Annotated in this window: 22 protein-coding genes and 1 riboswitch; of the genes, 14 read left to right on the forward strand and 8 right to left on the reverse strand. The window is 69.0% G+C overall.

Annotated elements, in window-relative coordinates:
• Positions 1 to 12: 12 nt before the first annotated feature.
• On the reverse strand, positions 13 to 1,116 hold the full coding sequence (gene lptG / locus WAE60_RS13615) for an LPS export ABC transporter permease LptG (RefSeq protein ID WP_337687040.1): 1,104 nt from the start codon (positions 1,114 to 1,116) through the stop codon (positions 13 to 15).
• The gene (lptF, locus tag WAE60_RS13620; protein WP_029914608.1) at positions 1,113 to 2,249 is read right to left on the reverse strand and encodes an LPS export ABC transporter permease LptF; all 1,137 of its coding nucleotides are present in this window, start codon (positions 2,247 to 2,249) and stop codon (positions 1,113 to 1,115) included. Before lptF ends, lptG begins: the two co-directional genes overlap by 4 nt.
• 268 nt (positions 2,250 to 2,517) lie before the next feature.
• On the opposite strand from lptF, the gene WAE60_RS13625 reads away from it, so the two are divergent.
• From WAE60_RS13625 to WAE60_RS13670, 10 genes are all read left to right on the forward strand, one after another.
• Complete coding sequence (locus WAE60_RS13625; RefSeq protein ID WP_337687042.1) at positions 2,518 to 3,999, forward strand: leucyl aminopeptidase; 1,482 nt, start codon at positions 2,518 to 2,520, stop codon at positions 3,997 to 3,999.
• Positions 4,000 to 4,001: 2 nt separating this feature from the next.
• On the forward strand, positions 4,002 to 4,463 hold the full coding sequence (locus WAE60_RS13630) for a DNA polymerase III subunit chi (RefSeq protein ID WP_029914603.1): 462 nt from the start codon (positions 4,002 to 4,004) through the stop codon (positions 4,461 to 4,463).
• Positions 4,460 to 4,795: a peptidase inhibitor gene (locus WAE60_RS13635; protein ID WP_029914601.1), complete on the forward strand. Its 336-nt coding sequence runs from the start codon at positions 4,460 to 4,462 to the stop codon at positions 4,793 to 4,795. Before WAE60_RS13630 ends, WAE60_RS13635 begins: the two co-directional genes overlap by 4 nt.
• A 183-nt stretch (positions 4,796 to 4,978) precedes the next feature.
• Entirely contained in the window at positions 4,979 to 5,392 is a 414-nt protein-coding gene (locus WAE60_RS13640; RefSeq protein ID WP_197026726.1) for a spore coat U domain-containing protein, read from the forward strand.
• Between the two features lie 11 nt (positions 5,393 to 5,403).
• Positions 5,404 to 5,901, forward strand: coding sequence for a spore coat U domain-containing protein (locus WAE60_RS13645; protein WP_337687046.1), 498 nt, complete (start codon positions 5,404 to 5,406; stop codon positions 5,899 to 5,901).
• Positions 5,902 to 5,913: 12 nt separating this feature from the next.
• Positions 5,914 to 6,633 (forward strand): molecular chaperone, encoded by a 720-nt coding sequence (locus WAE60_RS13650; protein WP_337687048.1) that lies wholly within the window; start codon positions 5,914 to 5,916, stop codon positions 6,631 to 6,633.
• A gap of 39 nt (positions 6,634 to 6,672) precedes the next feature.
• Positions 6,673 to 8,988 carry a fimbria/pilus outer membrane usher protein gene (locus tag WAE60_RS13655; protein WP_337687049.1) on the forward strand — a complete coding sequence of 772 codons (2,316 nt, stop codon included), beginning with the start codon at positions 6,673 to 6,675 and terminating at the stop codon, positions 8,986 to 8,988.
• Positions 8,976 to 9,470, forward strand: coding sequence for a spore coat protein U domain-containing protein (locus WAE60_RS13660; RefSeq protein ID WP_337687052.1), 495 nt, complete (start codon positions 8,976 to 8,978; stop codon positions 9,468 to 9,470). Before WAE60_RS13655 ends, WAE60_RS13660 begins: the two co-directional genes overlap by 13 nt.
• Before the next feature lie 15 nt (positions 9,471 to 9,485).
• Positions 9,486 to 9,722, forward strand: a complete 237-nt coding sequence (locus WAE60_RS13665; RefSeq protein ID WP_029914589.1) for a hypothetical protein — start codon at positions 9,486 to 9,488, stop codon at positions 9,720 to 9,722.
• An 83-nt stretch (positions 9,723 to 9,805) separates the two neighbouring features.
• Positions 9,806 to 11,569, forward strand: a complete 1,764-nt coding sequence (locus tag WAE60_RS13670) for a cellulase family glycosylhydrolase (protein ID WP_337687055.1) — start codon at positions 9,806 to 9,808, stop codon at positions 11,567 to 11,569.
• Positions 11,570 to 11,715: 146 nt separating this feature from the next.
• Here the strand turns inward: WAE60_RS13670 and WAE60_RS13675 are convergent, their stop codons facing one another.
• Positions 11,716 to 12,120 (reverse strand): hypothetical protein, encoded by a 405-nt coding sequence (locus WAE60_RS13675; protein ID WP_029914585.1) that lies wholly within the window; start codon positions 12,118 to 12,120, stop codon positions 11,716 to 11,718.
• Between the two features lie 222 nt (positions 12,121 to 12,342).
• On the opposite strand from WAE60_RS13675, the gene WAE60_RS13680 reads away from it, so the two are divergent.
• The gene (locus tag WAE60_RS13680; protein WP_337687057.1) at positions 12,343 to 12,927 is read left to right on the forward strand and encodes a hypothetical protein; all 585 of its coding nucleotides are present in this window, start codon (positions 12,343 to 12,345) and stop codon (positions 12,925 to 12,927) included.
• 2 nt (positions 12,928 to 12,929) lie between these two features.
• Here the strand turns inward: WAE60_RS13680 and WAE60_RS13685 are convergent, their stop codons facing one another.
• Positions 12,930 to 14,798, reverse strand: a complete 1,869-nt coding sequence (locus WAE60_RS13685) for an ABC-F family ATP-binding cassette domain-containing protein (protein WP_029914581.1) — start codon at positions 14,796 to 14,798, stop codon at positions 12,930 to 12,932.
• A gap of 100 nt (positions 14,799 to 14,898) precedes the next feature.
• Here WAE60_RS13685 and ndk point away from each other — a divergent pair, with 100 nt between their 5' ends.
• The 3 genes from ndk (at position 14,899) to WAE60_RS13700 (ending at position 17,664) form a co-directional block, all read left to right on the forward strand.
• Positions 14,899 to 15,318, forward strand: coding sequence for a nucleoside-diphosphate kinase (gene ndk / locus WAE60_RS13690; RefSeq protein WP_029914579.1), 420 nt, complete (start codon positions 14,899 to 14,901; stop codon positions 15,316 to 15,318).
• Positions 15,319 to 15,460: 142 nt separating this feature from the next.
• Positions 15,461 to 17,023, forward strand: a complete 1,563-nt coding sequence (locus tag WAE60_RS13695; protein WP_337687059.1) for a hypothetical protein — start codon at positions 15,461 to 15,463, stop codon at positions 17,021 to 17,023.
• Positions 17,020 to 17,664, forward strand: coding sequence for a YoaK family protein (locus WAE60_RS13700; RefSeq protein WP_337687060.1), 645 nt, complete (start codon positions 17,020 to 17,022; stop codon positions 17,662 to 17,664). Before WAE60_RS13695 ends, WAE60_RS13700 begins: the two co-directional genes overlap by 4 nt.
• A gap of 3 nt (positions 17,665 to 17,667) precedes the next feature.
• Here the strand turns inward: WAE60_RS13700 and WAE60_RS13705 are convergent, their stop codons facing one another.
• From WAE60_RS13705 to purM, 4 genes are all read right to left on the reverse strand, one after another.
• Positions 17,668 to 18,885, reverse strand: coding sequence for a dipeptidase (locus WAE60_RS13705; RefSeq protein ID WP_337687062.1), 1,218 nt, complete (start codon positions 18,883 to 18,885; stop codon positions 17,668 to 17,670).
• 56 nt (positions 18,886 to 18,941) lie between these two features.
• On the reverse strand, positions 18,942 to 21,338 hold the full coding sequence (locus WAE60_RS13710; protein WP_337687064.1) for a TonB-dependent receptor: 2,397 nt from the start codon (positions 21,336 to 21,338) through the stop codon (positions 18,942 to 18,944).
• 283 nt (positions 21,339 to 21,621) lie between these two features.
• Positions 21,622 to 21,738, reverse strand: a riboswitch (glycine riboswitch).
• A gap of 232 nt (positions 21,739 to 21,970) precedes the next feature.
• Positions 21,971 to 22,546, reverse strand: a complete 576-nt coding sequence (gene purN, locus WAE60_RS13715; RefSeq protein WP_337687065.1) for a phosphoribosylglycinamide formyltransferase — start codon at positions 22,544 to 22,546, stop codon at positions 21,971 to 21,973.
• A 4-nt stretch (positions 22,547 to 22,550) separates the two neighbouring features.
• Positions 22,551 to 23,576: a phosphoribosylformylglycinamidine cyclo-ligase gene (gene purM / locus WAE60_RS13720; RefSeq protein ID WP_029914564.1), complete on the reverse strand. Its 1,026-nt coding sequence runs from the start codon at positions 23,574 to 23,576 to the stop codon at positions 22,551 to 22,553.

Below are 23,576 nucleotides of genomic sequence, written 5' to 3' on the forward strand. Positions count from 1 at the left end.
CCCGACACAGACTCAACCATCCTCGGTATAGCAAAGCAGAGTCAGACCCGCCAAAAGCGCCGCCACCGGCGGCGTCCAGGCGGCCATGACCGGCGTCAGCACGTCGGCCTTGCCCAATGCGCCACACAGCTCGTTAAAGAAGAAGAAACCAAAGCCCAGCGTCACGCCAGCCCCGGCCAGTCCCGCCAGCCCGCCCAGCCGCATCAGCCGCAGCGAGAAGGCGGCCGCCAGCACCGACATCGCCGCGAACAGCAGCGGCGTGGCCAGGACCTGCTGCAGCCGCAGACGGAAGGGGATCGACGAGAAACCCGCCGCTTCCGTGCGCTTGATCGTGTCGGGCAGCCGCCAGACGGCGATGGCCTGCGGGTTGTTGAACCGCTCGGACGCCGTGCGGTCGTCCAGGTCGGACGGCATGGTGTAGGTCTCGGAACGGATCGCGCCGGCGCCCGGCATGGCCACCCGCACCCCCGACAGCTGCCAGAAGCCCGGCTCCAGCCGCGCCTCGTCCGCCTCGATGCGGCGGGAGAACTGCAAGGTGCCGTCCGGCTGCACCGCGTATTCGAACAGGGAGACGCCGCGCAGGCGGACGCTGCCGTCGACCTGGTCGCGGGCCCGCGCCCGGATGACCACCTGGGTCTTCTCGTTGCCCTGGCGCAGCCACAGCCCCTTGGGCGCCGCCTTCAGGTAGGTCTCCATCAGCGCGTCGCGGGAGGCCTCGAACTGGGCGCTCATCGCCGAGGTCAGCGGGTTGAGCAGGGTCAGGGTCACCAGGCCCATCACGAAGGCGGCGACGGCGGCGGGCATGATGAAGCGCCAGGCCGACACCCCGGCCGCCCGCATGGCGATCAGCTCGCTGCGCCGGTTCAGGCCGACGAAGGCGCCCAGGGTCCCGAACAGGAAGATGAACGGCGTCAGCACCAGGATCGTGGCCGGCGCCTGCAGCACGGTCAGGAACAGCAGCTGGGCGAAGCCCACCTCGGCTCGGGTGCCGACGTTCTTGGAGATGTCGACGAAGGCGATCAGCATGACCAGCACGCTGACGACCGCCAGGGCGGCGGCCAGCCCCCCCAGGGTCTTGCGGAGCACATAGCGCTCGATCATGCCGATGCCGATCATCCGACCCCCAGCGGCTGGAGATCTTCGTGCGCCCCGATCGCGATGTAGCGCTTGACCTTCTGGCGGAAGATCTGGGCCAGCCCCCACCAGATCGCGGCCAGGGGCACCGCGTACTGCAGCGGGTTGAGCCAGAGGTCGTTGTCGCAGGCGGCCTTCACGCCGAAGCCCAGGATCTGGACCATGGCGGCGGCGGCGCCGACCAGGGCGATCCGCTTGCCGTAGCCCATGCGGCTGAACGAACCGCCAATCACCGCCGCCACGGCCATGGACATCATGGCCAGGTTGTAGAGCGGGCTGGCCAGCCGCCAGTGACCTTCCGACAGCAGCTTCTCGCGGTTCTGCTTCTCCCAGTCCTGGGTGAGGTCGGGGAAGAACAGCTCGTGCGGATAGCGGTCGCCGATCTTGTAGTGCAGCAGCTCGTCGCTCTGGAACAGCGAGCTGAGGTCGAAGGTGTATTCGTCCCAGGACAGGTATTGCAGCACGCCCGCGCTCGAGAATTCCTGGTTGGAGCCCTTGCGCAGGATCAGCACCGGCAGGCCCTTGCGTTCGGCGATGACCCCTTCGCGGGCGGTGTAGGTGACGGCGCCGCCGTTGGCCTTTTCCTGGTGGATGAAAAGGTTGTGGATGATCTGGTCGCGGTCGATCGTCTGAGCGTAGACGGTCAGGCCCGGGCCCGGCTCGGTGAACTCGCCCGGACGCACCAGGGTCGAGGCCAGGTCGGACTTGATGTCGAAGAAGGTCTCGCGAATCGCCCGCGAGCTCCACGGCGCCGCCCACAGACTCATGACCAGCGAGATCAGGGTCGCGAACACGGCCAGCCGCATGGCCGGCGAGATCACCCGCCAGCGGCTCATGCCGCCCGCGAAACAGACCACGATCTCCTGCTCGGTATGCAGACGATTCAGCGCCACCAGGGTGGCCACGAACAGGGCGATCGGTAGAATCATCGACAGCAGCTGGGGCAGGGCCAGGGCGATGATCTTCAGGAAGACCGTCGCGCTCTGGCGCTGCTCGATCAGGACGTCGAACTCCGACAGGCTGCGCGCCAACAGGGCGAGCGCCACCAGGGCCAGGGTCGCCAACAGCGTCGGGCCCAGCAGCTGGCGGAAAAGATAGCGTTCGATCAGGCGCATCGACGTTGGGGCAGGGGACCGGCTCGAAGGGGGACGACTGGGGCGGGAAAGACGGAGTCGCGCGGCGCGCCCCCAGGACGGGTCCCTTCTACACGGCGTGTTCGCGTGCGCACAACCGCTCAAGTCAGGCGAGAAAGCGGCGTTCGTTGCCATTCGGCGCCCGCCGCGCCGACGAGCCCGACGATTGGTGCTTTTCTTCGGTTCGGGTTTGCGTCAATCCAACGGCTGAAGGTCCCGCCAGGGCTCCATCGGTTTTCAGGAGCGCGCCATGCGTATCGAGTTCGTCACCGCCGACACCCAAGCCGGCGCCAACGCCGCCCTGGCGGTCCTGGCCTACGAGGCCGCCGCCCTGTCGCCGGAGGCCAAGGCCGTCAACGAGGCCACGGGCGGCGCCCTGGCCCGCGCGATCGCCGGCGGCCGCTTCACCGGCGCCAAGGGCCAGACCCTGGACCTGATCGCCCCCGCCGGCCTGGACGCCGCCCGCGTGCTGCTGGTCGGCGTCGACGGCGACGGCGCGGTCGAGCCCGAGACGGTCGAGGTCGCCGCCGGCCACGCCTTCCAGGCGCTGAAGGCCTCGGGCGTCACCGAGCTGGTGCTGAAGCTGGGCGGCGACGCGGAGACGGCGGCCCGCGCCGCCTTCGGCGTCAAGCTGGCGGCCTATCGCTTCGACAAGTACCGCACCACCGAGAAGGCCGAGAAGAAGCCCTCCGTCGGGGTGGTCAAGGTGGCCGCCGCCGATCCGGCCAAGGCCCAGAAGGCGTTCGCCGGCCTGGAAGCCCTGGCCGACGCCGTCCTGTTCAGCCGCGACCTGGTCTCCGAGCCGGCCAACATCCTGCACCCCGAGGAATTCGCCGCCCGCGTGAAGGGCCTCGAAAAGCTGGGTCTCGAGGTCGAGGTCCTGGGCGAGGCCGAGATGGCCAAGCTGGGCATGGGCTCGCTGCTGGGCGTGGGGCAGGGCAGCGTCCGCGAGAGCCAGCTGGTGGTGATCAAGTGGCTGGGCGCCGCCGACAAGTCGGCCCAGCCGGTGGCCTTCGTCGGCAAGGGCGTCTGTTTCGACACCGGCGGAATCTCGATCAAGCCGGCCGACGGCATGGAGGACATGAAGTGGGACATGGGCGGCGCGGCCGCCGTGGCCGGCGTCATGCACGCCCTGGCCGGCCGCAAGGCCAAGGTCAACGCCATCGGGATTCTCGGCCTGGTCGAGAACATGCCCGACGGCAACGCCCAGCGCCCCGGCGACGTGGTCACCTCGATGTCGGGCCAGACCATCGAGGTCATCAACACCGACGCCGAAGGCCGCCTCGTCCTGGCCGACGCCCTCTGGTACTGCCAGGACCGCTTCAAGCCCAAGTTCATGATCGACCTGGCCACCCTGACCGGCGCGATCATCATCTCGCTGGGTAACGACCTGGGCGGTTTGTTCAGCAATAACGACGGCTTGTCGGAAAAACTTCTCGCCGCCGGCAAGGCCGAGCGCGAGCCGCTGTGGCGCCTGCCCATGCCGGCCGCCTACGAGAAGCAGATCGAAAGCCCGATCGCCGACATGAAGAACATCGGCGGTCGCCCGGCCGGTTCGATCACCGCCGCCCTGTTCCTGCAGAAGTTCGTCAACGGCCTGCCGTGGGCCCACCTGGACATCGCCTCGGTGGCCTGGAAGAAGCCCTCGACCGACCCGACCGTCCCGGACGGCGCCGTGGGCTTCGGCGTGCGCCTGCTGAACCGCCTGGTGGCGGACTCCTACGAAGGCTGACCTTGACCGACGCGTCCTGCGACATCTGGTTCTACCACCTCGAGCGCAGCCCCTTGGAAGAGGTGCTGCCCGGGCTGCTGGAGAAGACGCTGGGACGCGGCTGGCGGGCCCTGGTGCGCGGCGGCGACCCCGCCCGCCTGCGCGCCCTGGACGCCCATCTCTGGACGTTCCGCGACGACAGCTTCCTGCCGCACGGCCTGGACGACGAGCCGATGGCCGACCGCCAGCCGGTGCTGCTGACCGACAAGCTGGACAACCCGAACGGCGGTCAGGCGTTGTTCCTGCTCGACGGGGCCGAGCCGGGCGATCTTTCGGCGTTCGAACGCTGCATCCTGCTGTTCGACGGTCGTGACGAGGAGGCCCTGCGCCTGGCGCGGGGTCGGTGGAAGGCCTTCAAGGGCGCGGGGCATCCCGTGTCCTACTGGCGCCAGGGCGCCGAGCGCGGATGGGAGAAGCAGGCATGAAGCGTTTCGCGTTGGGTGGCGTCATCCTGATCCTGGCCGCCTGCTCCAGCGCGCCGCCGCCGCCCGCGCCCATGCCGCCGCCGGCCACCCCGACCGCGCCGCCGGCCATCGCCCTGCCCAAGCCGCCCGAACCCGAGAAGGACCAGTGCGGCCTCAAGGACGCCCAGGCCTTCGTCGGCAAGAACCGCACCGAGCTGCCCGCGCCCGTCGATCCCTCGCGCTGGCGCGTGGCCTGCACCACCTGCCCGGTGACCATGGACTACCGGCCCGACCGGCTGAACATCCTGTTCAACCCGGACACCGGCGTCGTCCAGCAGGTGAAGTGCGGCTAGGACCGCCACGCCTCCTATCAAGGGCCGTTCGCGACGCCAGGCGTGGGGCTAGACCCTAGGGTACGTGGGTGTTTCGCCCGATGGCTCAGCCCCGGGTGAAGTGGCAGCGTGGCCGTTATGGGCTTCGCGTTCCGTCATCTCCTGTGGCTTCCGCTCGCGGCGATCGCGGGCGCTTCCCCCGCCTTGGCGGAGATCGATCAGGACATCCTGGCGGTGCGGACCGAGGTTCGCCCGCAATGCCGGGTCCAGGCCGGCGACCTGGACCTGGGCCTTTACCATCCCGACCAGCCCTCGCGGGCCACGTCCTCGATCGAGCTGCAGTGCACGCCGGGCGTGGCCGCACGGATCGCCCTGAGCGGGGGCCAGACTGGCGATCCGATGAACCGCGCCATGCAGGCCAAGGGCCAGCTGCACTACCAGCTCTACAAGGACGAGGCGCGCACCCAGGTGTTCGCCGATCGCAACAGGACCGAGATGCAGGACCTGAAGACGACGGGCCTGCCGCAGCGCGTCCTGGTCCACGGCGAGGCGCCGGCCGGACAGCCGGTCCCAGAAGGGACCTACGTGGACATCGTCGTCGTCACGGTCACCTATTGAAAGGACATGCCATGCGATCCCTGACCCTGCCGGCGTTCCTGGCCATGGTCCTGAGCATCCTGGGCCTGCTGCTGGGCGCCCGCCAGGCGGCGGCCCAGACCGCCACCGACACCTTCCAGGTCAGGGCCCAGGTCACCAAGACCTGCACGGTCGTGGCCAACGACCTGGACTTCGGCATCTACAATTCCTCGCAGCAGAGCCGCGCCTCGTCCGACATGACGGTGCAGTGCACCCCGCTGACGCCCTTCGCGGTCGAGGTCGGCGCCGGCGGTTCCGGCAACCGCAACGACCGCTGGATGAACGGTCCCGGCGTCAACCGGCTGCGCTACGGTCTCTACAAGGACGGCGGCTACACCCAGCCGATGATGACCACGGGGTCCGACTTCACCGGCCAGTCCGATCCCCAGGGCACCCCGATCCGGTACCAGATCTACGGCCAGATCGTGTCCAACCAGAGCGTCCCGGCCGGTGACTATCTCGACACCGTGACCGTGACCGTCACCTACTGAGGGAGAAGGGCGATGAAGGCATTTTGGGTTGGCGCCGCCGCGGTCGCCCTGTTCGCCTCGACCCTGGCGGCCGCGCCCCCAGCCGCCCTGGCGGGCTCGGTCGAACTGTCGCCGATCACCCTCCAGATGGTGGGCAAGGAGCGCACCACGACCTTGCGGGTGCGCAACACCGAGGCCCAGCCGATCACGCTTCAGCTGCGCGCGGTGGACTGGGATCAGCCGAAGGGCGAAGACGCCTACACCCGGTCCCAGACCCTGGCGGTCAGCCCGCCGGTGTTCACCCTCAAGCCCGGCGAGACCCAGACGGTGCGCGTCGTCGTCGAAGGGGTGGACTCGGTCAAGACCGAGAAGGCCTATCGCCTGATCCTGGACCAGATCCCGGAGAGCCACCTCAAGGGCGACGCGGGGGTCGTCGTGCCGATCCGGGTGCTGCTGCCGGTGTTCCTCACCCCGTCGGCCAGCTCGCGACCCAAACTGTCCTGGTCGCTCAGCGCCTCGCCCTCGGGCGGCGTGCTGACCGCGAAGAACACCGGCAACGCCCGCGAACGGCTGGTCGGCCTGAAGGTGACCAGCGGCGCGACGGAGATCTCGAACGAGCAGGGCCTGAGCGGCTACGTCCTGGCCGGCTCCAGCCGGACCTGGCCCTTGAGCGGGGCAGGGGCGGGGACAGCCAAGGTCTCGGTCACCGGAGAGGGTCTCTTCGAGCCGATCAAGGCCGACGTCTCGCCCTAAGCCGCACCGATGGGATCGTGGCGGCGCGAGGCCTTGGCGATGGGCTTGTGGGCGGTCGCCGCCGTCGCTGGGCGGGCCCAGGTTCCGCCGACCTCGGCGATCCCGGAGGCGACGATCGATCCCACCGCGCCGATGACCTACTATCTCGACGTGCGGATCAACGACTGGCCCGTGCGGCTGGTGGCCAGGTTCCGGGACGAGAAAGGCCGTCTTTCCCTGCCCGCCGACCAGTTCGAGGGCCTGGGCTTCCGCCTCGACGAGGCCTGGGTGACCCGGGAGGGCGAGGCGCGGCGCGTCTATCTCGACCAGGTTCCCAACCTGTCTTGGCGGGTCGATTCCAAGGCCCAGACCATCGCGATCGCCGCGCCGTTCGAAATCCTGTCGCCCGAAAAGCTCGCCGTCGCGCCCGCCCCCCAGCACGTCCAGGCGCAATCGGGACGCGGCGCGCTTCTCAGCTACGACCTGTACGGCGAATGGGCCGCCAAGCCCAACGAGGGCAGCTATGGCCGCAGCCTGAGCTCGGCCCTGGAGGCGCGCCTGTTCTCCTCGCGCTACACCCTGGTCTCGACGGGCGCCGTCAGCTGGTCGGAAGCCGCCGCCCAGGCCATCCGCTACGAAAGCTACCTGGCCTTCGACGACCAGGACCGGGCGCGCACCCTGCGGATCGGCGACGGCACAAGCCGCGCCCTGAACTGGAGCCGGAACCTGCGTTTCGGCGGCGTCCAGTATCAGCGCAACTACAGCCTCCGCCCGGACCTCGTCATGACGCCGCTGCCGGAGTTCACCAGCGGCGTGACGACGCCGTCGACGCTGGACCTCTACATCAACGGCGTGAAGCGCTATTCCGGCAACGTGCGGCCGGGCGCCTTCCAGCTGGGCCAGCTGCCGGTCCTGACCGGCGCCAACAGCGTCACGGTCGTCGTCACGGACGTCGACGGGCGCGAGCGCGCCGTGAACCTTCCGTTCTACATGAACACCCAGATGCTGGGGCGGGGGATCACCGACTTCAGCTTCGAGGCCGGAGCGGTGCGCGAGGACTTCGGTATCGCGAGCGGACACTACGGCCAGACCTTCGCCTCGGGCGTCTGGCGACGGGGCCTGTCCGACGCCCTCACCCTGGAGCTCCACGGCGAGGCCGCCAAGGGGCTGGCCATGGGCGGCCTTTCGTTCGGCGGAGCCGTGCGGGACCTGTTCGCGGTCGGCGGATCGTTCGCGGTCAGCCACAGCCCGGACGGCGACGGGACCCTGTGGGCCATCGGCTTCGACCGCACGACGCCCAGGTTCAGCTTCATCGGCCGCCACGAAGAGGCGTCGGCCGGCTTCAAGGACATCGCCGCCGTCGCGGACGAACCGCACACGCGCAAGCGCGACAGCGCGGCCGTCGGCCTGACCCTGGGCAGGAGCGGGACGCTCAACGTCGCCTATGTCTCCGAGACCCGGGCCGACGGCGTGAAGACGCCCGTGGCCACCGCCAGCTACTCCGCCGACCTGTTCCATCGCCGCGCCCGCCTGATGGTCACCGGCTACGGCGTCCTCGACGAGCACGACCAGTGGGGCGTCGGGGTGACCCTGTCTGTGCCCCTGGGCCAGCGGGGCCTGCTCACCGCCGGCGCGCACGAGCGGCCGGAAGGCCGGTCCTATGAACTGGAGGCGCGGGGCACGACGATGGACGACCGCCTGATCTGGCAGGTGCGCGACGTGGAGGGGCCGGCCCCGAACCGGTCGGCGGAGCTGCGCTGGGACGGCTCGACCCTCGACGGCCAGGTGCGGGTCCGCAACGACGAGGTCACGACCACCCTGCAGGTCGAGGCGGCCCAGTCCCTGGTGCTGTTCGACGGCCGCGTGTTCGTGGCCGATCGGGTCGACGACGCGTTCGCGGTCGTGCGGGTGGGGAAGAACGGCGGCGTCGAGGTGTTCCGCGAGAACCAGCCGGTCGGCCGCACCGACGCGAGCGGCCGGCTGTTCGTGAACCATCTGCGCGCCTACGAGAGCAACGGCCTGTCGATCGATCCCGCCGGCCTGCCGCTGGACGCGGTCCCGGAGACCACCAGCAAGACGGTCGCGCCCCGCCGCGGCGCCGGCGCGCCGTTGGTCTTCGAGGTCGTCGAGGAACGCTCGGCCCTGGTGACCCTGATGACCAAGAGCGGATCCGCGCCGCCGGCCGGCGCCGAGGTCTATCTGGGCGACCGCATGTTCCCCCTGGGCTACGGCGGCGAGGTCTACTTGCGGGGGCTGGCGGTCGGGCGCAACGTGATCCGGGTGCTGTGGCGCGAGCACAATTGCGAGGTGATCGTCACGGTTCCGGATCAGCCGGGCGAGATCGTCAAGCTGGGACCCTACACATGCGCGCCTTGATCGCCCGAACAGCGTCCGCCGCCGTGGTCCTGGCGCTTGGCCTCGTCCTGGTCCCGGGGTCCGCCGCCGCCCAGTCCCACGCCGGAGCCTGCAACATCACGGTCCTGGAGCTGTCGTTCGGCGAATACGACGTCTTCGCCTCCAACCGGACGCGGGCCGTCGCGCGGGTGAAGGTGGACTGCGGGGGAGCGAGCACCAAGATCCGGCCGACGATCGAGCTCAGCGCCGGCATGTCGCAGGATTTCGGCCGCCGGACCCAGGTCTCGGGCGCCAATATGCTGGTCTACAACATCTACGCCGACCAGGCCCTGACCCGGATCGTCGGCGACGGCTCGTCCGGAACGACCGTCCTGTTCCCCGAGCTTGCCGGCGGCCCGGGCGGGAGCGTCAGCAGCGTCGACCTGTACGGCGCGATCGAGCCGCGACAGTTCGTACCACCGGGTTCATACTTCGACACCGTATACGTGACGTTGACCTTCTAGGAGGTTGGATGAGCCATGATCTCGGTTCTCGTCTCCGTCCTCGCCGTCGCCGCCGTCGCCGGCTCCGGCGCCCAGCCTTCCAGGCCCGCCGCGGCTTCGGGCTTGATCGGCACAGGCCAGATGACCGTGCGGGCGAAGGTCGTCGATCGCTGCACGGTCGGTCCCGGCGGCGCGGTCTGCCAGGGCGGCGCGACAGTCAGGCCGCTACCCGTCGACCAGCCCACGACCGTGCGGGTCGACATCGTCTTCTGACGATCTAGACAACGTTGTCATCGACGACCTAAAGTGGCCTGACCAGTTCGCCCGCGAGAGGCGACGTCGGGAGGTCCGTCCAGATGAAAGCCTTGTTCGCCGCCGCGGCTTCGCTCGCGCTCCTGTCCGCCATGGGGTCGAGCGGGCCGGCCCTGGCCGACGGCTACCTCCGGGCCAAGGACAAGCGGATCGTCGACGAGACCGGGCGGCCGGTGATCCTGCGCGGCATGGGCCTGGGCGGCTGGATGCTGCAGGAGGGCTACATGCTGCGCCTGGGCGACCTGGGCCGCGGCCAGGAGCACGTGATCCGCGCCGAGACCGCCAAGCTGGTCGGCCCGCAGCGCGAGGCCGCCATCCACCAGGCCTGGCTCGACAACCACACCACCAAGGCCGACATCGACGCCATGGCCGCCATGGGCTTCAACTCGGTGCGCCTGCCCATGCACTACGGCCTGCTGACCCTGGCCGCCGACCAGGAGCCGGTCCCCGGCCAGGACACCTGGAAGGAGGACGGCTTCAAGCGGATCGACGACCTGCTGGCCTGGACCAAGGCCAACGGCATGTACCTGATCCTGGACCTGCACGCCGCGCCGGGCGGGCAGGGCAACGACCTGCCGATCGCCGACCGCGATCCCGCCAAGCCCTCGCTGTGGCAGAGCCCCGAAAACCGCCGCAAGGTGGTGGCCCTCTGGCGCAAGCTGGCCGCCCGCTACAAGGACGAGCCGGCGATCGGGGCCTACGACCTGCTGAACGAACCCAACTGGGACTTCGACGGTCAGTATGGTCCAGGAGGGGGAGGCGACCACGGCTGCAAGGACGAGAAGCAGACGGCCCTGTGGGACTACTACAAGGAACTGACGGCGGCGGTCCGCGAGATCGACAAGCGCCACATGATCATCCTCGAGGGCAACTGCTGGGGCAATAACTACAAGGGCCTGCCCGCCGTTTGGGACGACAACATGGCCCTGTCGTTCCACAAATACTGGAACGTCAATGACGAGGCCTCGATCGCCACGGTCCTGAAGCTGCGCGAGGACACGGGCCTGCCGCTGTGGCTGGGCGAGAGCGGCGAGAACTCCAACGCCTGGTTCCGCGACGCCATCGCCCTGGTCGAGAAGCACGAGATCGGCTGGGCCTTCTGGCCGCTGAAGAAGATCGGCTTCAACCAGCCGCTCGAGGTGACGCCCAATCCCGGCTACGCCAAGCTGGTCGACTACTGGACCAAGAAGGGCCCCCAGCCGACCGCCGACGAGGCCTATGCGGCCCTGATGACCCTGGCGTCCAAGGATGTCCGGTTCGAGAACAACATCCGCCACGACGACGTGGTCGACGCCATGATCCGCCAGCCGCACGACGAGACGACGCGGCCGTTCAAGGATCACCGGATCGGCGCCAAGGGCGGGACCTTCGCGGCCGTCGACTACGACCTGGGCGCCCTGGGCCAGGCCTATTCCGACCGGGACACGGCCAACTACCACGTCTCGACCGGCGGTCAGCGCACGTCGTGGAACAACGGCCGCACCTATCGCAACGACGGCGTCGACATCGCCCGCGAGGCCGACGGAGGCGCCTATGTCGAGGACTTCGTCGACGGCGAGTGGTTGAAGTACACGGTCGTGGTCGACAAGGCGGGGACCTACGACCTGGCGGTCTCGGCACGCGGCGAGGGCGGCAAGCTTTCGGCCGCGGTCAACGGCGAGGCGGCGGGGGCGACGGTCACGACGCCTGCAGCGTGGACGACGGTTCGGCTATTGAAGGTGAACTTGCTGGCGGGCCGGAACACCGTGGTGTTGCGTGCGAACGGCGCGGCGGGGCAGGTTCGAAACCTGTCCCTCAAACTCCACTAACACCGCTCATCCCGGCGAATGCCGGGACCCAGATGGAATGGCCGTGTGGCTGACGCCAAGGGCGCTGAAGCCATCCAATCATCCACCCAGCCATAGGATCTGGGTCCCGGCATTCGCCGGGATGAGCGGATGGAATTAAGGAAGCCCTAGCGCGTTCCCACGCCCGGATAGAGCGCCGGTTCGCCGTCGAAGACGCCCAGATAGCCCAACTCGCCCAGCAGCGGGGTCATGGTGTCGGCGTAGTCGTCGGCGTGCTTGAGCAGGGGCGCCGGACGGCCGGTCTGGTCCTGCAGCCGGTAGACGGTCCACATCTTGCCGCGCGGGGCCGGGGCGCCGGGCTGCAGGTAGCGATGCTCCCAGCCGACCAGGGCCGGGCTGCGACCGACCTCGACGTCGAACGGGCGATCGCGGAAGGCCAGGTCCATGTCCAGGCGCATGGCGTCGGCCAGACGCTGGTCCAGCCATTCGCCAAAGGCCGCCAGCACCGAGGTGGCCGACAGGCCTTCGGGATTGGCGACGATGTGGTTTCGGGACGCGGTTCCTGAACTCATGCGAGCAGGAATACGCCTGGGGTCTCTCGTTTTGGCTAAGAGACGTGGTTCACGGCGATTAACCAAGGGTTGTGCAGAAACCGCCCCCACGATTTTGCCCAAGCTGGGCAATAAACGCCCGCCTGGGTTGGACACCAGTACAACGTCACATTGTTTTTCCGGTGATTTTCCGTCTGGCGCCCGGCTTGCTCCCGTCCGGCCAGCGAAACCGGAGATCGAGCGATGACGATCGGCGCGACGAATTCGACGAGCGGCCTGGCGCGGATCCTGGCGGCGGCCGGCTCCTCGCCCAAGGATGGGATTCCGGTCAGGGAGCTGAAGCGCATCGACGCCTCCATGATCAAGCCGCTGTCCGCCCGCATGGCGCCGGTGGCGGTCGCGCCGTCGCTGATCGATCCGACCAGCATGCTCAATGCGATGAAGGACGCCGGCGTCACGTCCGACGACGATCCATCCAAGCTGTTCGCCGAGGTCTACAAAGACGGCAAGGTGGTGGCGCGGCTCTACAACGGCGGTTCGGCGACCACCTACGGCCAGGCCCAGGGGATCGTCACCGGCGAGAACGAGCCCTACGAGGGCGGTCCGCAGCTGGCCCAGTGGCGCGCCGCCAAGATCGCCAAGGCCCTGGGCGGAACCGTCAAGATGGCCGACACCGCCCAGACCCAGTCGCAGTGGGCGGTCACCTTCGCGGCCGAAAGCGCCAAGCGCGACCAGGCCATGGCCCCGTACCGCGCGGCCATGGAGGCCTTCCGCGCCCAGATGGACGCGTGGGCCTCCCAGACCTCCCAGGCCTCGACGACCGCCTAGGCCTAGCCTTCGGCTTCCGCCAAGGCCTCGGCCAGCTCCATCCAGGTCGCCTCGGCCTCGTCCAGCTTGGCCTTGGCGTTGTCGCGGCGCTTGGTCAGCTCGGCCACCTTGGCCGGGTTCTTGTAGAGCTCCGGATCGGCCAGCTGGGCGTCCAGCTCGCTGAGCTGGCGGGTCTGGCGGGTGACGACCTGCTCGGCGGCCTCGATCTTGCGCTTCAGCGGCTCGACGGCGACGGACTTCTTCGCCGGCGCGGCGGGCTCGGCCTTGGCCGGTTCGCGGTCCACCTGGGTGGGCTTCACCGCCTGCTTGGCGCGCTCCAGCACGAACTTGGCGTAGTCGTCCATGTCGCCGTCGAACGGCTTGACCGAGCCGTCGGCGGCCAGCCACAGGCGGTCGGCGACCAGCTCCATCAGCGAGCGGTCGTGGGTGATCAGGATCACCGCGCCCTCGTAGTCGTTCAGGGCGTCCAGCAGGGCCCGGCGGCTGTCGATGTCCAGGTGGTTGGTCGGCTCGTCCAGGATCAGCATGTGCGGCGCGTCCATCGCCACCAGGTTCAGCAGCAGGCGCGCGCGCTCGCCGCCCGACAGGCTGTCGACCTTGGTCTCCTGCTTCTCGAAGCCCAGGCCGAACTGGGCCAGTTTCGAGCGGCGCGAGCTCTCCGAGGCTTCCGGCATGGCGCGGCGGATGATCTCCAGCGGCGTGTCCTCGGGGTCCATCGCCTCGATCTGGTGCTGGTGGAACCAGCCGACCTTCATCTTCTTGTCGCGGTGGAACTCGCCGGTCTGCACGCCCAGCGCCCCGGCGATCATCTTGGCGAAGGTCGACTTGCCGGCGCCGTTGACGCCCAGGAGACCGATGCGGTCGTCCAGGTCCATGCGCAGGTTGAGATTCCTGAGGATCGCGCGGCCCGCCTCGTAGCCGACGGCGGCCTTCTCCAGCCGGATCAGCGGCGGCGGCAGGGGCTTGGGCGGCGAGGGCAGGGTGAAGGGCGCGACGCGCTCCTCGATCGTGGTGGCCACCGGCTCCATCTTGGCCAGGCGCTTCATGCGCGACTGAGCCTGGGCGGCCTTGGAGGCCTTGGCCTTGAAGCGGTCGACGAAGGCCTGCAGGTGGGCGCGCTCGGCGTCCTGCTTGGCCTTGGCCGACAGCTGCAGGCGCGCCTTCTCGGCGCGGCGCTTCTCGAAGTCGTCGTAGCCGCCGGTATAGAGTTCCAGCTTGCCGCCGGCCAGGTGCAGCATGTGGGTGCAGCTGTTGTTGAGCAGCTCGCGGTCGTGGCTGACGATCAGGGCGGTGTGCGGGTACTTCTGGAGCCTGGCTTCCAGCCAGAGCGCGCCTTCCAGGTCCAGATAGTTGGTCGGTTCGTCCAGCAGCAGCATGTCCGGCTCGGCGAACAGGGCCGCGGCCAGGGCTACGCGCATGCGCCAGCCGCCCGAGAACTCGGCCATCGGCCGGCTGAGGTCGTCCTGGGTGAAGCCCAGGCCCACCAGGATTTCCGAGGCCTTGGCCGGGGCGGCGTCGGCGTCGATCTCGATCAGCCGGGCCCAGATCTCGCCCATCTCCTCCGGCTCGGCCGTCTCCAGGCGGGTCAGCAGGCCGTGGCGCTCCTCGTCGGCCTCCAGCACCGTCTCCAGCAGGGTGAAGGGCGTGGCCGGGTGCTCCTGGTCCACCGAGCCGACGCGGGCGCTCTTGGGCAGGCTGATCTCGTCGTCGCCGGCCTGCAGATGGCCCAGGATCAGCTTGAACAGCGTGGACTTGCCCACCCCGTTGCGGCCGATCAGTCCGACCTTGGCCCCGGGGGGCAGAGTCACGCTGGCGTGGTCGAAGAACCGCCGACCCCAGGCGTCGAAGGTCAGGTCGTTGATCTGCAGCATTTGATTTTAAGGTTACGCGGCGGGTTGGCGGGGAGGAGGCGCCCGGCTATAAGCCCGCAACCTCCCAATCTACAAACTTTCTCTGTGAGATTTTCGGATCATGACCGAACGCACCTTCTCGATCATCAAGCCCGACGCCACCCGTCGCAACCTGACCGGCAAGATCAACGCCGTGATCGAGGAAGCCGGCCTGCGCATCGTGGCCCAGCGCCGCGTGAAGCTGACTGAGGCCCAGGCCAAGAAGTTCTACGAAGTCCACGCCGAGCGCCCGTTCTACGGCGAACTGGTCGCCCAGATGACCGCCGAGCCGGTGGTCGTCCAGGTGCTGGAAGGCGACAACGCCGTCCTGAAGTACCGCGAAGTGATGGGCGCCACGAACCCGGACAACGCCGACGAAGGCACGATCCGCAAGCTGTTCGCCCTGTCGATCGGCGAGAACTCGGTCCACGGTTCGGACAGCCTGGAAAACGCGGGCATCGAAATCGCCCAGTTCTTCAAGGACGAAGAGATCGTCGGCTAAGGCTCTTCGCCTTATCGACACCGAAGAGGCCGGCGGAGCGATCCGCCGGCCTTTTTGTTTGGCCGCTGGACATCCGCCCCCGGCTTGTCCTCCAATCCGCATCAGGGAGCAGCGTGGGGCGACGAGATTGCTGGGGCGGGCGATGATCATGCGGGGCGTGCTGGCCGCCGCGTTGCTGGCCGCGCCCGGCGCCGTCCACGCGCAGACCCCGGTCCCGCCCAAGGCCACGCCCGTCGAGGCCGTGGCCGTCTCGCCCCAGGGCTTCGGCCGCTGGCTGCGGGCCGAGGGCGACCACGTCGTCGTCTATTCCGACGAGAGCGCCGAGGTCGCGCGGCGCACGGTCGAGGACCTGGAGGCGCTGGACCAGACCCTGCGGTCGATCTACGGCAAGCCCCGCGATCCGACGGCGCGCAAGTTCCCCATCTATCTGATCCGGCCGGTCGGGCGCGGCGCGGCGGTCAACGAGACCTACCAGCGCTTCCTGCCCGGGGCGACGACCGGCTCGCTGTCGATGGACGTGGCCACCACCGACGACATCTTCGCGGTCGTGGTGCGCGACAATTTCCGCTTCTTCGGCGTGACCGACCGGACGGCCGGCGACGACAGCGTGCTGTGCGCCTACGCCTTCCACTTCTTCAGCGAGAACTTCGCCTTCCGCCAGCCGCGCTGGCTGAGCAAGGGCGCGGCCATCTACTACAGCGCCGTCGACATCCGGCCCGGCAGCGTGGTGGTTGGCGCGACGCCGGCGCTGTTCGGCGACGACCGGATCGCGCGCGACCTGGACAGCATGCCCAGCCTGATCGCCGAGGCCGGCGGCGACCGCACCGATCCTGGCCGGTACGACGCGCGCTCGGCGCTGCTGGTGCGCTACCTGTGGGCCGATCCCGACCGCAAGGCCCGGCTGGCGACCTATCTGGATCGTCTCGAGGCCGGCGCGCGCGACCCGAAGGCCACCTGGGGCGAGGTCTTCGGGCGGCCGGTCGGGAAGCTGGAGCCGGACCTGCGGGCCTTCCTGCGCGGACAACCGGTCATGACGACCCTGGCCCGCCCGCAGGGGCCGCCGCCCGCCGTCACGATCCGCCGGATGCCGGCGGGCGCCGACGACCTGATCCTGGAGCTCCAGCGGCTGAAGGCCGATCCCTATCGGGGCCGGACCGACCTGCTGCGGCGGATCCGCAAGGCGGCGGCCAAGCGGCCGGACGAGCGCTACAGCCGCCAGGCCCTGGCCCGGGCCGAGATCACGCTGGGCGACCGCGACAAGGGCGAGCGCCTGCTCGAGACGCTGCTCCACGAGGACGAGGGCAATCTGGAGGCCCTGCGGCTGATGGGGACCAGCAAGCTCTATCGCGCCGCCGCCGACATGGCGCACGCCGCCCCGCTGCTGGCCGAGGCCCGCGCCTACCTGACCCGCGCCGACGCTGCCGAGCCGAACGACTACCAGACCCTGTTCCTGCTGGCCCAGACGATGTCGCCCGACGAGACGCCCTCGCCGGAACGGCTGGCCCTGCTGCGGCGGGCCGTGACCTTGGCGCCGGACGTGGCCGAGATCCGGATCGTGGCGGCGGTCGCCTTCCTGCGGGCCGACGACAGCGAGACCGCCTTCTCGCTGCTCAAGCCGATGTCGGCCGACCCCAACGGGGGGCTCGCCTCTGTCCAGGCCCGCAAGGTGCTGGAGCTGATGGCCAAGGCGGGCGAGGGCTCATGAAGGACTATCGCCGTCGCGAGATCGCCCTGGCGGCCGGACTTTCGGCCGTGGCGGGCTATGTCGACGCCGTCGGCTTCCTGAAGCTGGGCGGATTCTTCGTCTCGTTCATGAGCGGCAATTCCACGCGGCTGGGCGTGGGGATCGCGACCGGCGACTGGGCGATGGCGCGCACCGCCCTGATGCTGATCGGCCTGTTCGTGGTCGGAGCCACGCTGGGGGCCCTGGTCGCGCGGGCGGCGGGCGAGGGGCGCCGGTCCTGGGTCCTGGCCCTGGAGGCCGCCCTGCTGGCGACCGGCGCCGGCCTGATCGGCCTGGACTTCGGCCCGGCCGGCGCGGGGGCCGTGGTCCTGGCCATGGGGGCCGAGAACGCGGTGTTCCAGCGCAACGGCGACGTCGGCCTGGGCCTGACCTACATGACCGGGACTCTGGTCAAGATCGGCCAGCGCATCGCCGCGGCCCTGACCGGCGGCGACCGCTGGGCCTGGGTCCCGTTCGCGTGCCTGTGGCTGGGCCTGGCCTGCGGCGGTGCCCTGGGGGCGTTCGCCTATCTGCGCTGGGGCGTGCTGGCGCTGTGGGCGGCGGCCGCGCTGATCGCGGTCCTGGCCGCCGCCCAGGCCTGGCGGGAGCGTCAGGCGGCCTGAGCCCTAGGCCGCCGGCGCCTTGGCCGCCTCGGCCGCGCGCAGCAGGCGCAGGACGTTGCCGCTCCAGATCTTCTCCAGGTCGGCCTTGGTGTAGCCCTCGGCCAGCAGCGCCTGGGAGATCTTCCAGTAGTCGGAAGCGTCGTTCAGGCCGGTCACGCCGCCGCCGCCGTCGAAATCGATGCCGATGCCCACGTGATCGACCCCGGCCACCTTCAGGGCGTGGTTGAGGTGGTTCATGAAGTCCTGGAAGGTCGCCTTGGTCACCGGCCACTTGGCGTCGATGGCGTTGCGCTCGGCCATGAAGGCGGCGCGCTGTTCCTCGGTCATCTTGTTGCGCGCACCGACCTTGGCCATCAGGGCGGCCATGGCGGCTTCGCGCTCGGGGTTCTTGGGCGTGTCGATCAGGTAGCTGGAATAGGCGTCGACCTGGATCACGCCGCCGCTGTCGGCCAGGGCCTTGATGCGGGCGTCGTCGACGTTGCGCGGATGGTCGAACACCGCCTTGCAGCCGGAATGGGTCAGGATCACCGGGGTCTTGGACAGGGCGATCAGCTGGTCCAGCACCTCGTCGGACGAGTGCGAGCCGTCCAGCACCACGCCCAGCCGGTTGGCCTCGGCCACGAACGACTTCCCCAGCGGCGACAGGCCATGCCATTCGGGCTTGTCGGTGGCGCTGTCGGCCATGTCGTTGTTCTTGAAGTGCGCCAGGCCCGAGATCCGCACGCCCATCGCATAGAAGCTGGACAGCAGGGTGACGTCGCCGTCCATCGGATAGCTGTTCTCGACGCTCATGAAGACCACGCGCTTGCCCTGGGCGGCGATTCTGGCGGCGTCGTCGGCCTTCAGGGCCAGGCCGAACTTGTCGCCGTGCTTGGCGACCATCTCGCGGATCTCGACGCCGCGGATCAGGGCGCCGTCGCGGGCGGCCCGGGTGGCCTCGGGCGTGCGCGGCCCCTGGGGCGTGTAGATGGCGAAGAAGCCGCCGTCGAGGCCGCCCTCGACCATGCGCGGATAGTCGATCTGCGAGCCGTCCTTGGCCGCGTCGTGGCGGTCGAGGATGTCCCAGCCGGGCCGGCCGAAATTGGCCGGGGTGTCCAGGTGGGTGTCGAGGGTCAGCAGGCCCTCGTGGATCTTGCGGGCCGAAGCGGCGGTCTCGGCCGCTTGCGAGGCGGTGGCGAAGGCAAGGGCCGAAACGGCGGCCAGGAGCAGGGGACGGGTCATGCGAGCACTCGAAAACTGTCCGGCCAGCCTCTCGCGAGGCTGGCCGGAGCGTGGACCTAGAAGTCGGCGGAGAGGGTGAACTGGATCGTGCGGTGCGAGCCGGGCCGGAAGCTGGCCGGGGTGTTCACCGTGGTGCTGATCGTGCCCAGATAGTCCTTGTCGAAGATGTTATCGACATTGACCCGCGCCTTGACCTGCTCGAACGGCCCGGCCCCGAAGCCGTCGCCGAGGTCCAGATAGGCGTTCCAGATCGTGTAGCCGCCGGTGGTCTCGTTGTTGACGAAGTTGGTGAAGCGGTCGTCGATGTGGCGGGCCGAGAGGTTGAACACCACGCCGTCGGTCGGCTGGACCGTCACCCCGCCCTGGAACAGCCATTCGGGGAAGTCGGGCACCGACTTGCCCTTGGTCAGCAGGGTGATCGGCGCGGCCGTGGCGCTGGCGCGGTAGCCCGGGACGTCGTCCTGGAACTCCGACTTGTTGTACGAGACGTTGGCGTTGAAGAAGATCTTGCCGTCCAGCAGCGCCGGCTTCCATTGGCCGCTGAACTCCACGCCCTGCGCTTCGACCGCGCCGACGTTCTGGTAGAAGCTCTCGATCGTGCCGCCGCCGCCCGGCACCTCGGTGTTGAACTGCTGCAGGCGGTTCTTGAACTCCGTCTTGTAGGCCACGACCGAGGCGTTGAAGGTCTGGCGGTTGGCGCGATAGCCCAGTTCCAGGTTCTTGGAGGTCTCCGGCTTGGGCGCGACCACCGTCGGGCTGGCGGCCGAGAACACGTCGTCGGCGCCGCGGGGCAGGGCCATGTTCTCCGAATAGGACGAGAAGATCTGGTCGCGGCTGTTGATGTCGTAGACGAAGCCCACCTGCGGCAGGAAATCGTCCTTCCATTTGGCCGTCAGGGTCGGCTTGCGCTGGGCGATGTAGTCGCCCGGATTGCGATAGCCGGTGATCTTGTAGTCGATGTCGGTGGCCTTGAAGCCCAGCTCGACCTTCAGCTTGTCGTCGACCAGGCTCAGCGTGTCCTTCAGGAACAGCTGGGTGGTCTCGCGGGTCGAGACGTAGTTGCGCTGCAGGTGGACGGGCTCGTTGAACAGCGGCGCGCCGTCCGGGTTGCCGTCCTGCACGTTGTAGCGCGCCTGGGTGCGGTGATAGTCGTCGTCCTCGAGCCAGACGCCCGCCTCGAACTTGTTGAAGCCGGCGCGCCAGGCGACCTTGCCGGTCACGCCCTTGCGGGTGCCGTCGATGCCCGAAAGGCCGTACTGCAGGCCCTTGGGCGCGGTCAGGCCGGCCACGATCAGCCGCTCGGCGTTGTAGCTGGCCAGCGAGGTGGCGTAGGCCTCGGGCGAGACGCCGTAGCCTTCCTTGTCCTCGTAATAGCCCGTGGCGGTGACGTCGATCGCGTCGGTGATCGGCGTGTTCAGGGTCAGGCCGTAGAGGTGGTCCTGCCGGCTGTTGACCGCGAACTTGTAGTACTGGGCGTAGTTGGCGTTGGAGTAGGGCACCCCGGCCGTGGTCTGGGGCAGGCTGGAATCCGTGGCCGCCGTGCCGAACGGCGTCGAGAGCGGCACATTGCCCAGATAGGCGAAGCTGCGTCCCTTGCGGCCGAACACGTCGCCCGCCGTGCCGGCGTACTGGGCCTTGGTGATCGACGGGCTATCGTAGTCGAAATAGTCGTTGTGCACGGTCTGGAAGCTGATGTTCCCGCCGTTGGGCAGGGCGTAGTTGATCTTGCCCTCGTAGTGCTTGCGATCGATCGTGCCCGGGCCGCGCCACAGGTCGCCCTTGATGATCGAGCCCGAGACATAGGCCGAGAAGCCGGCGTGCTCGCCGGTCTCCAGGCGCAGGAAGGTGCGGCGCAGGCTGTCGCTGCCCAGGGTCTGGCTGAGCGAACCGCCGGCGGTCTCGGACGGCTTCTGGGTGAAGTAGTCGACGATCGGGCCCAGCGAGGCGTAGCTGGGCAGGGAGACGTCGCCGGCCCCGGCCGAGGCGGTGACGCGCAGCAGGTTCTCGTTGTCGACATAGCGATAGATCGGGCTGCCGCCGAACTGGTCGCTGCGGCCCATCGGGATGTTGTCGAGCAGGAAGCCGATCTGCTGGAAGTTGAAGGCCCGCACCGAGACCGAATTGCCGAACTCGTACATGCCCAGGGCGTCGTTGGCCTGGACGTTGAAGCCCGGCAGGCTCTCCAGCATCTTCAGGCCGGTGATGCCGGCCGGGGCCGACAGCAGCGCCTCGCGGGTGATCGACACCGTGGCCGTGGCGTGGTCGGTGCCGATGGCGACGCTGGCTTCGGAAACGCGGGCCCCGGTGACGACCAGTTCATCGACGGTCGAGGCCTTGTCGGTCTCCTGGGCCAGGGCGGGCGTCGCGCCCCCCAGGATCGAAGCGGCGAGCAGCAGGGCTCGGAACCGGCCCGAGGCCGGCGAAAGGCGCGTGTTCGTCATGACTATCCCCAATCATTTTTGACTAGGGACAAGCTCGACGGTTGGTTTATCGCGGTAAATTCAGAAAAGCTGCTTTCGACGACAAAATATACTTAAGTTCAGAGGATGCGCATTGATGTATAAATTATAAACATTGAAAATGTCGAGTATTTATAGATCAAATGGGTATCTCACGAAAACCGCATAGGCCTTCGTGTGACGGTCGAACGAAGCTTTCTGAACGAGATCGCAAGGACTGGGTTTCAGGTCATCGGCAGCCAAGAGGTGTCGTGGCGGACCGCCATGGCCCGCCTTCCGCACCCCCGCTGTCCTTGGCGCCTGAGAGATTCAGCGACCACCCCATGGACGGGGATCGCCTTGCTCCTTCGGCGAGGGCGCACGCAGACACGCCCTGCTTTCCAGCGTTTCGAGGCCGTCGCGGTCCTTCTGCTTGAGCGTTTCCGGGGTGGTTTCGCCTTCAGCGCCGGGCCGGGCCCGATCTCTCCCGCGAGAGCCCCGACAGGAGGATCCGCAACAGGCTTTGCGTCAATTGTGGGAAGCGCCGACGTCTCGGCTTGCCGCGGGGCGCCGCCGCGGGACGCAGCCCACGCTGCTTTTCCCGGCGTCCCATGGGGCGAAAGTTCGCCCTGGTGCAAGTCGGGGCGTCAGAGCCCGCGGACGAACTCGGCCAGGGTGGCCGGATAAAGCTGGTGCTCCTGCTCCAGCACACGATCGCTCAGCATATGCTCGGTGTCGCCGGGCAGGATCGGCACGCGGGCCTGGCCCAGGACCGGGCCTTCGTCGACGCCGGCGGTGACCAGGTGGACCGTGCAGCCGGCCTCGACCTCGCCAGCCGCCAGGGCCCGGCCGTGGGTGTCCAGGCCCGGATAGGCGGGCAGGAGGGAGGGGTGGATGTTCAGCATCCGGCCTTCCCAGGCCTCGACCAGGAACGGCGTCAGGATGCGCATGTAGCCGGCCAGGGCCACGACCTGGATCTCGCGTTCGCGCAGGGCCGCGTCGATGGCGCGCTCGTGGGCCTCGCGGTCCTTGCCGAAGTCGCGCTGGTCGACGGCCAGGGCCTCGATCCCGGCGGCGGCGGCGGTGACCAGGCCGCCGGCTTCCGGCTTGTTGGAGAGCACCAGGGCGATCTCGAACGGGCAGGCGGGGTCCTGGGCGGCCCGGACCAGGGCCTCCATGTTGGAGCCCCGGCCCGAGATCAGGACGGCGACCTTGGTCTTCATGACGCTAGGCCTGGACCAGCTGCCCGCAGATGAAGGCGTCCTCGCCCGCGTTCAGCAAGGCGGCCAGCACGGGTTCCGCGTCCGAGGCGGCGACCACCAGGATGAAGCCGACGCCGCAGTTGAAGGTGCGGCGCAGTTCGTGGTCGCTGATGCCCCCCTCGCGCTGCAGCCAGTCGAAGACCGGGGGCAGGGGCCAGGCGTTCCAGTCGAACTCGGCCTTCAGGCCCTCGGCGATGCAGCGCGGCGGGTTCTCAATCAGGCCGCCGCCGGTGATGTGGGCGCCGCCTTTCACGCGTCCCGACTGAAGGAGCGGCAGGATCGACTTCACATAGATGCGGGTCGGGGCCATCAGGGCCTCGGCCAGCGTCTTGCCTTCCGCGAACGGGGCCGGGGCGTCCCAGGCCAGGCCCGAGCGCTCGACCACGCGGCGCACCAGCGAATAGCCGTTGGAATGCGGACCCGACGAGCCGATGCCGATCACCAGGTCGCCGGCCCGCTGCTTGTCCAGCTTGGGCAGCACGCCGTCGCGCTCTACGGCCCCGACCGAGAAGCCGGCCAGGTCGTACTCGCCGTCGGAATACATGCCCGGCATCTCGGCGGTCTCGCCGCCCACCAGGGCCGAGCCGGCCAGCTTGCAGCCCTCGGCGATGCCGGCGACCACGCTGGTGGCGGTGGCCACGTCCAGCTTGCCCGTGGCGAAGTAGTCGAGGAACAGCAGCGGCTCGGCGCCCTGGGCCAAGAGGTCGTTGACGCACATGGCCACCAGGTCGATGCCGACCGTGGCGTGCATGCCGGTGTCGATGGCGATGCGCAGCTTGGTGCCGACGCCGTCGGTGGTGGAGACCAGCAGCGGGTCCTCGTAGCCGGCGGCCTTGAGGTCGAACAGGGCGCCGAAACCGCCCAGTCCGGCCTCCGCGCCGGGGCGCCGGGTGGCCTTGGCCAGGGGCTTGATCGCCTCGACCAGGGCGTTGCCCGCATCGATATCGACGCCGGCCTGGGCGTAGGTGAGGCCGTTCTGGGGGTCGCTCAT

It is taken from the genome of Caulobacter sp. CCG-8, assembly GCF_037402475.1.
Taxonomy (GTDB): domain Bacteria; phylum Pseudomonadota; class Alphaproteobacteria; order Caulobacterales; family Caulobacteraceae; genus Caulobacter.

What these genes read in the sequence shown, in the direction of transcription:
- lptG (WP_337687040.1), bottom strand. Translation starts at nt 1,116, where the DNA reads ATGATCGGCATCGGCATGATCGAGCGCTATGTGCTCCGCAAGACCCTG.
- lptF (WP_029914608.1), bottom strand. Translation starts at nt 2,249, where the DNA reads ATGCGCCTGATCGAACGCTATCTTTTCCGCCAGCTGCTGGGCCCGACG.
- WAE60_RS13625 (WP_337687042.1), top strand. Translation starts at nt 2,518, where the DNA reads ATGCGTATCGAGTTCGTCACCGCCGACACCCAAGCCGGCGCCAACGCC.
- WAE60_RS13635 (WP_029914601.1), top strand. Translation starts at nt 4,460, where the DNA reads ATGAAGCGTTTCGCGTTGGGTGGCGTCATCCTGATCCTGGCCGCCTGC.
- WAE60_RS13645 (WP_337687046.1), top strand. Translation starts at nt 5,404, where the DNA reads ATGCGATCCCTGACCCTGCCGGCGTTCCTGGCCATGGTCCTGAGCATC.
- WAE60_RS13650 (WP_337687048.1), top strand. Translation starts at nt 5,914, where the DNA reads ATGAAGGCATTTTGGGTTGGCGCCGCCGCGGTCGCCCTGTTCGCCTCG.
- WAE60_RS13655 (WP_337687049.1), top strand. Translation starts at nt 6,673, where the DNA reads ATGGGCTTGTGGGCGGTCGCCGCCGTCGCTGGGCGGGCCCAGGTTCCG.
- WAE60_RS13660 (WP_337687052.1), top strand. Translation starts at nt 8,976, where the DNA reads ATGCGCGCCTTGATCGCCCGAACAGCGTCCGCCGCCGTGGTCCTGGCG.
- WAE60_RS13665 (WP_029914589.1), top strand. Translation starts at nt 9,486, where the DNA reads ATGATCTCGGTTCTCGTCTCCGTCCTCGCCGTCGCCGCCGTCGCCGGC.
- WAE60_RS13670 (WP_337687055.1), top strand. Translation starts at nt 9,806, where the DNA reads ATGAAAGCCTTGTTCGCCGCCGCGGCTTCGCTCGCGCTCCTGTCCGCC.
- WAE60_RS13675 (WP_029914585.1), bottom strand. Translation starts at nt 12,120, where the DNA reads ATGAGTTCAGGAACCGCGTCCCGAAACCACATCGTCGCCAATCCCGAA.
- WAE60_RS13680 (WP_337687057.1), top strand. Translation starts at nt 12,343, where the DNA reads ATGACGATCGGCGCGACGAATTCGACGAGCGGCCTGGCGCGGATCCTG.
- WAE60_RS13685 (WP_029914581.1), bottom strand. Translation starts at nt 14,798, where the DNA reads ATGCTGCAGATCAACGACCTGACCTTCGACGCCTGGGGTCGGCGGTTC.
- ndk (WP_029914579.1), top strand. Translation starts at nt 14,899, where the DNA reads ATGACCGAACGCACCTTCTCGATCATCAAGCCCGACGCCACCCGTCGC.
- WAE60_RS13695 (WP_337687059.1), top strand. Translation starts at nt 15,461, where the DNA reads ATGATCATGCGGGGCGTGCTGGCCGCCGCGTTGCTGGCCGCGCCCGGC.
- WAE60_RS13700 (WP_337687060.1), top strand. Translation starts at nt 17,020, where the DNA reads ATGAAGGACTATCGCCGTCGCGAGATCGCCCTGGCGGCCGGACTTTCG.
- WAE60_RS13705 (WP_337687062.1), bottom strand. Translation starts at nt 18,885, where the DNA reads ATGACCCGTCCCCTGCTCCTGGCCGCCGTTTCGGCCCTTGCCTTCGCC.
- purN (WP_337687065.1), bottom strand. Translation starts at nt 22,546, where the DNA reads ATGAAGACCAAGGTCGCCGTCCTGATCTCGGGCCGGGGCTCCAACATG.
- purM (WP_029914564.1), bottom strand. Translation starts at nt 23,576, where the DNA reads ATGAGCGACCCCCAGAACGGCCTCACCTACGCCCAGGCCGGCGTCGAT.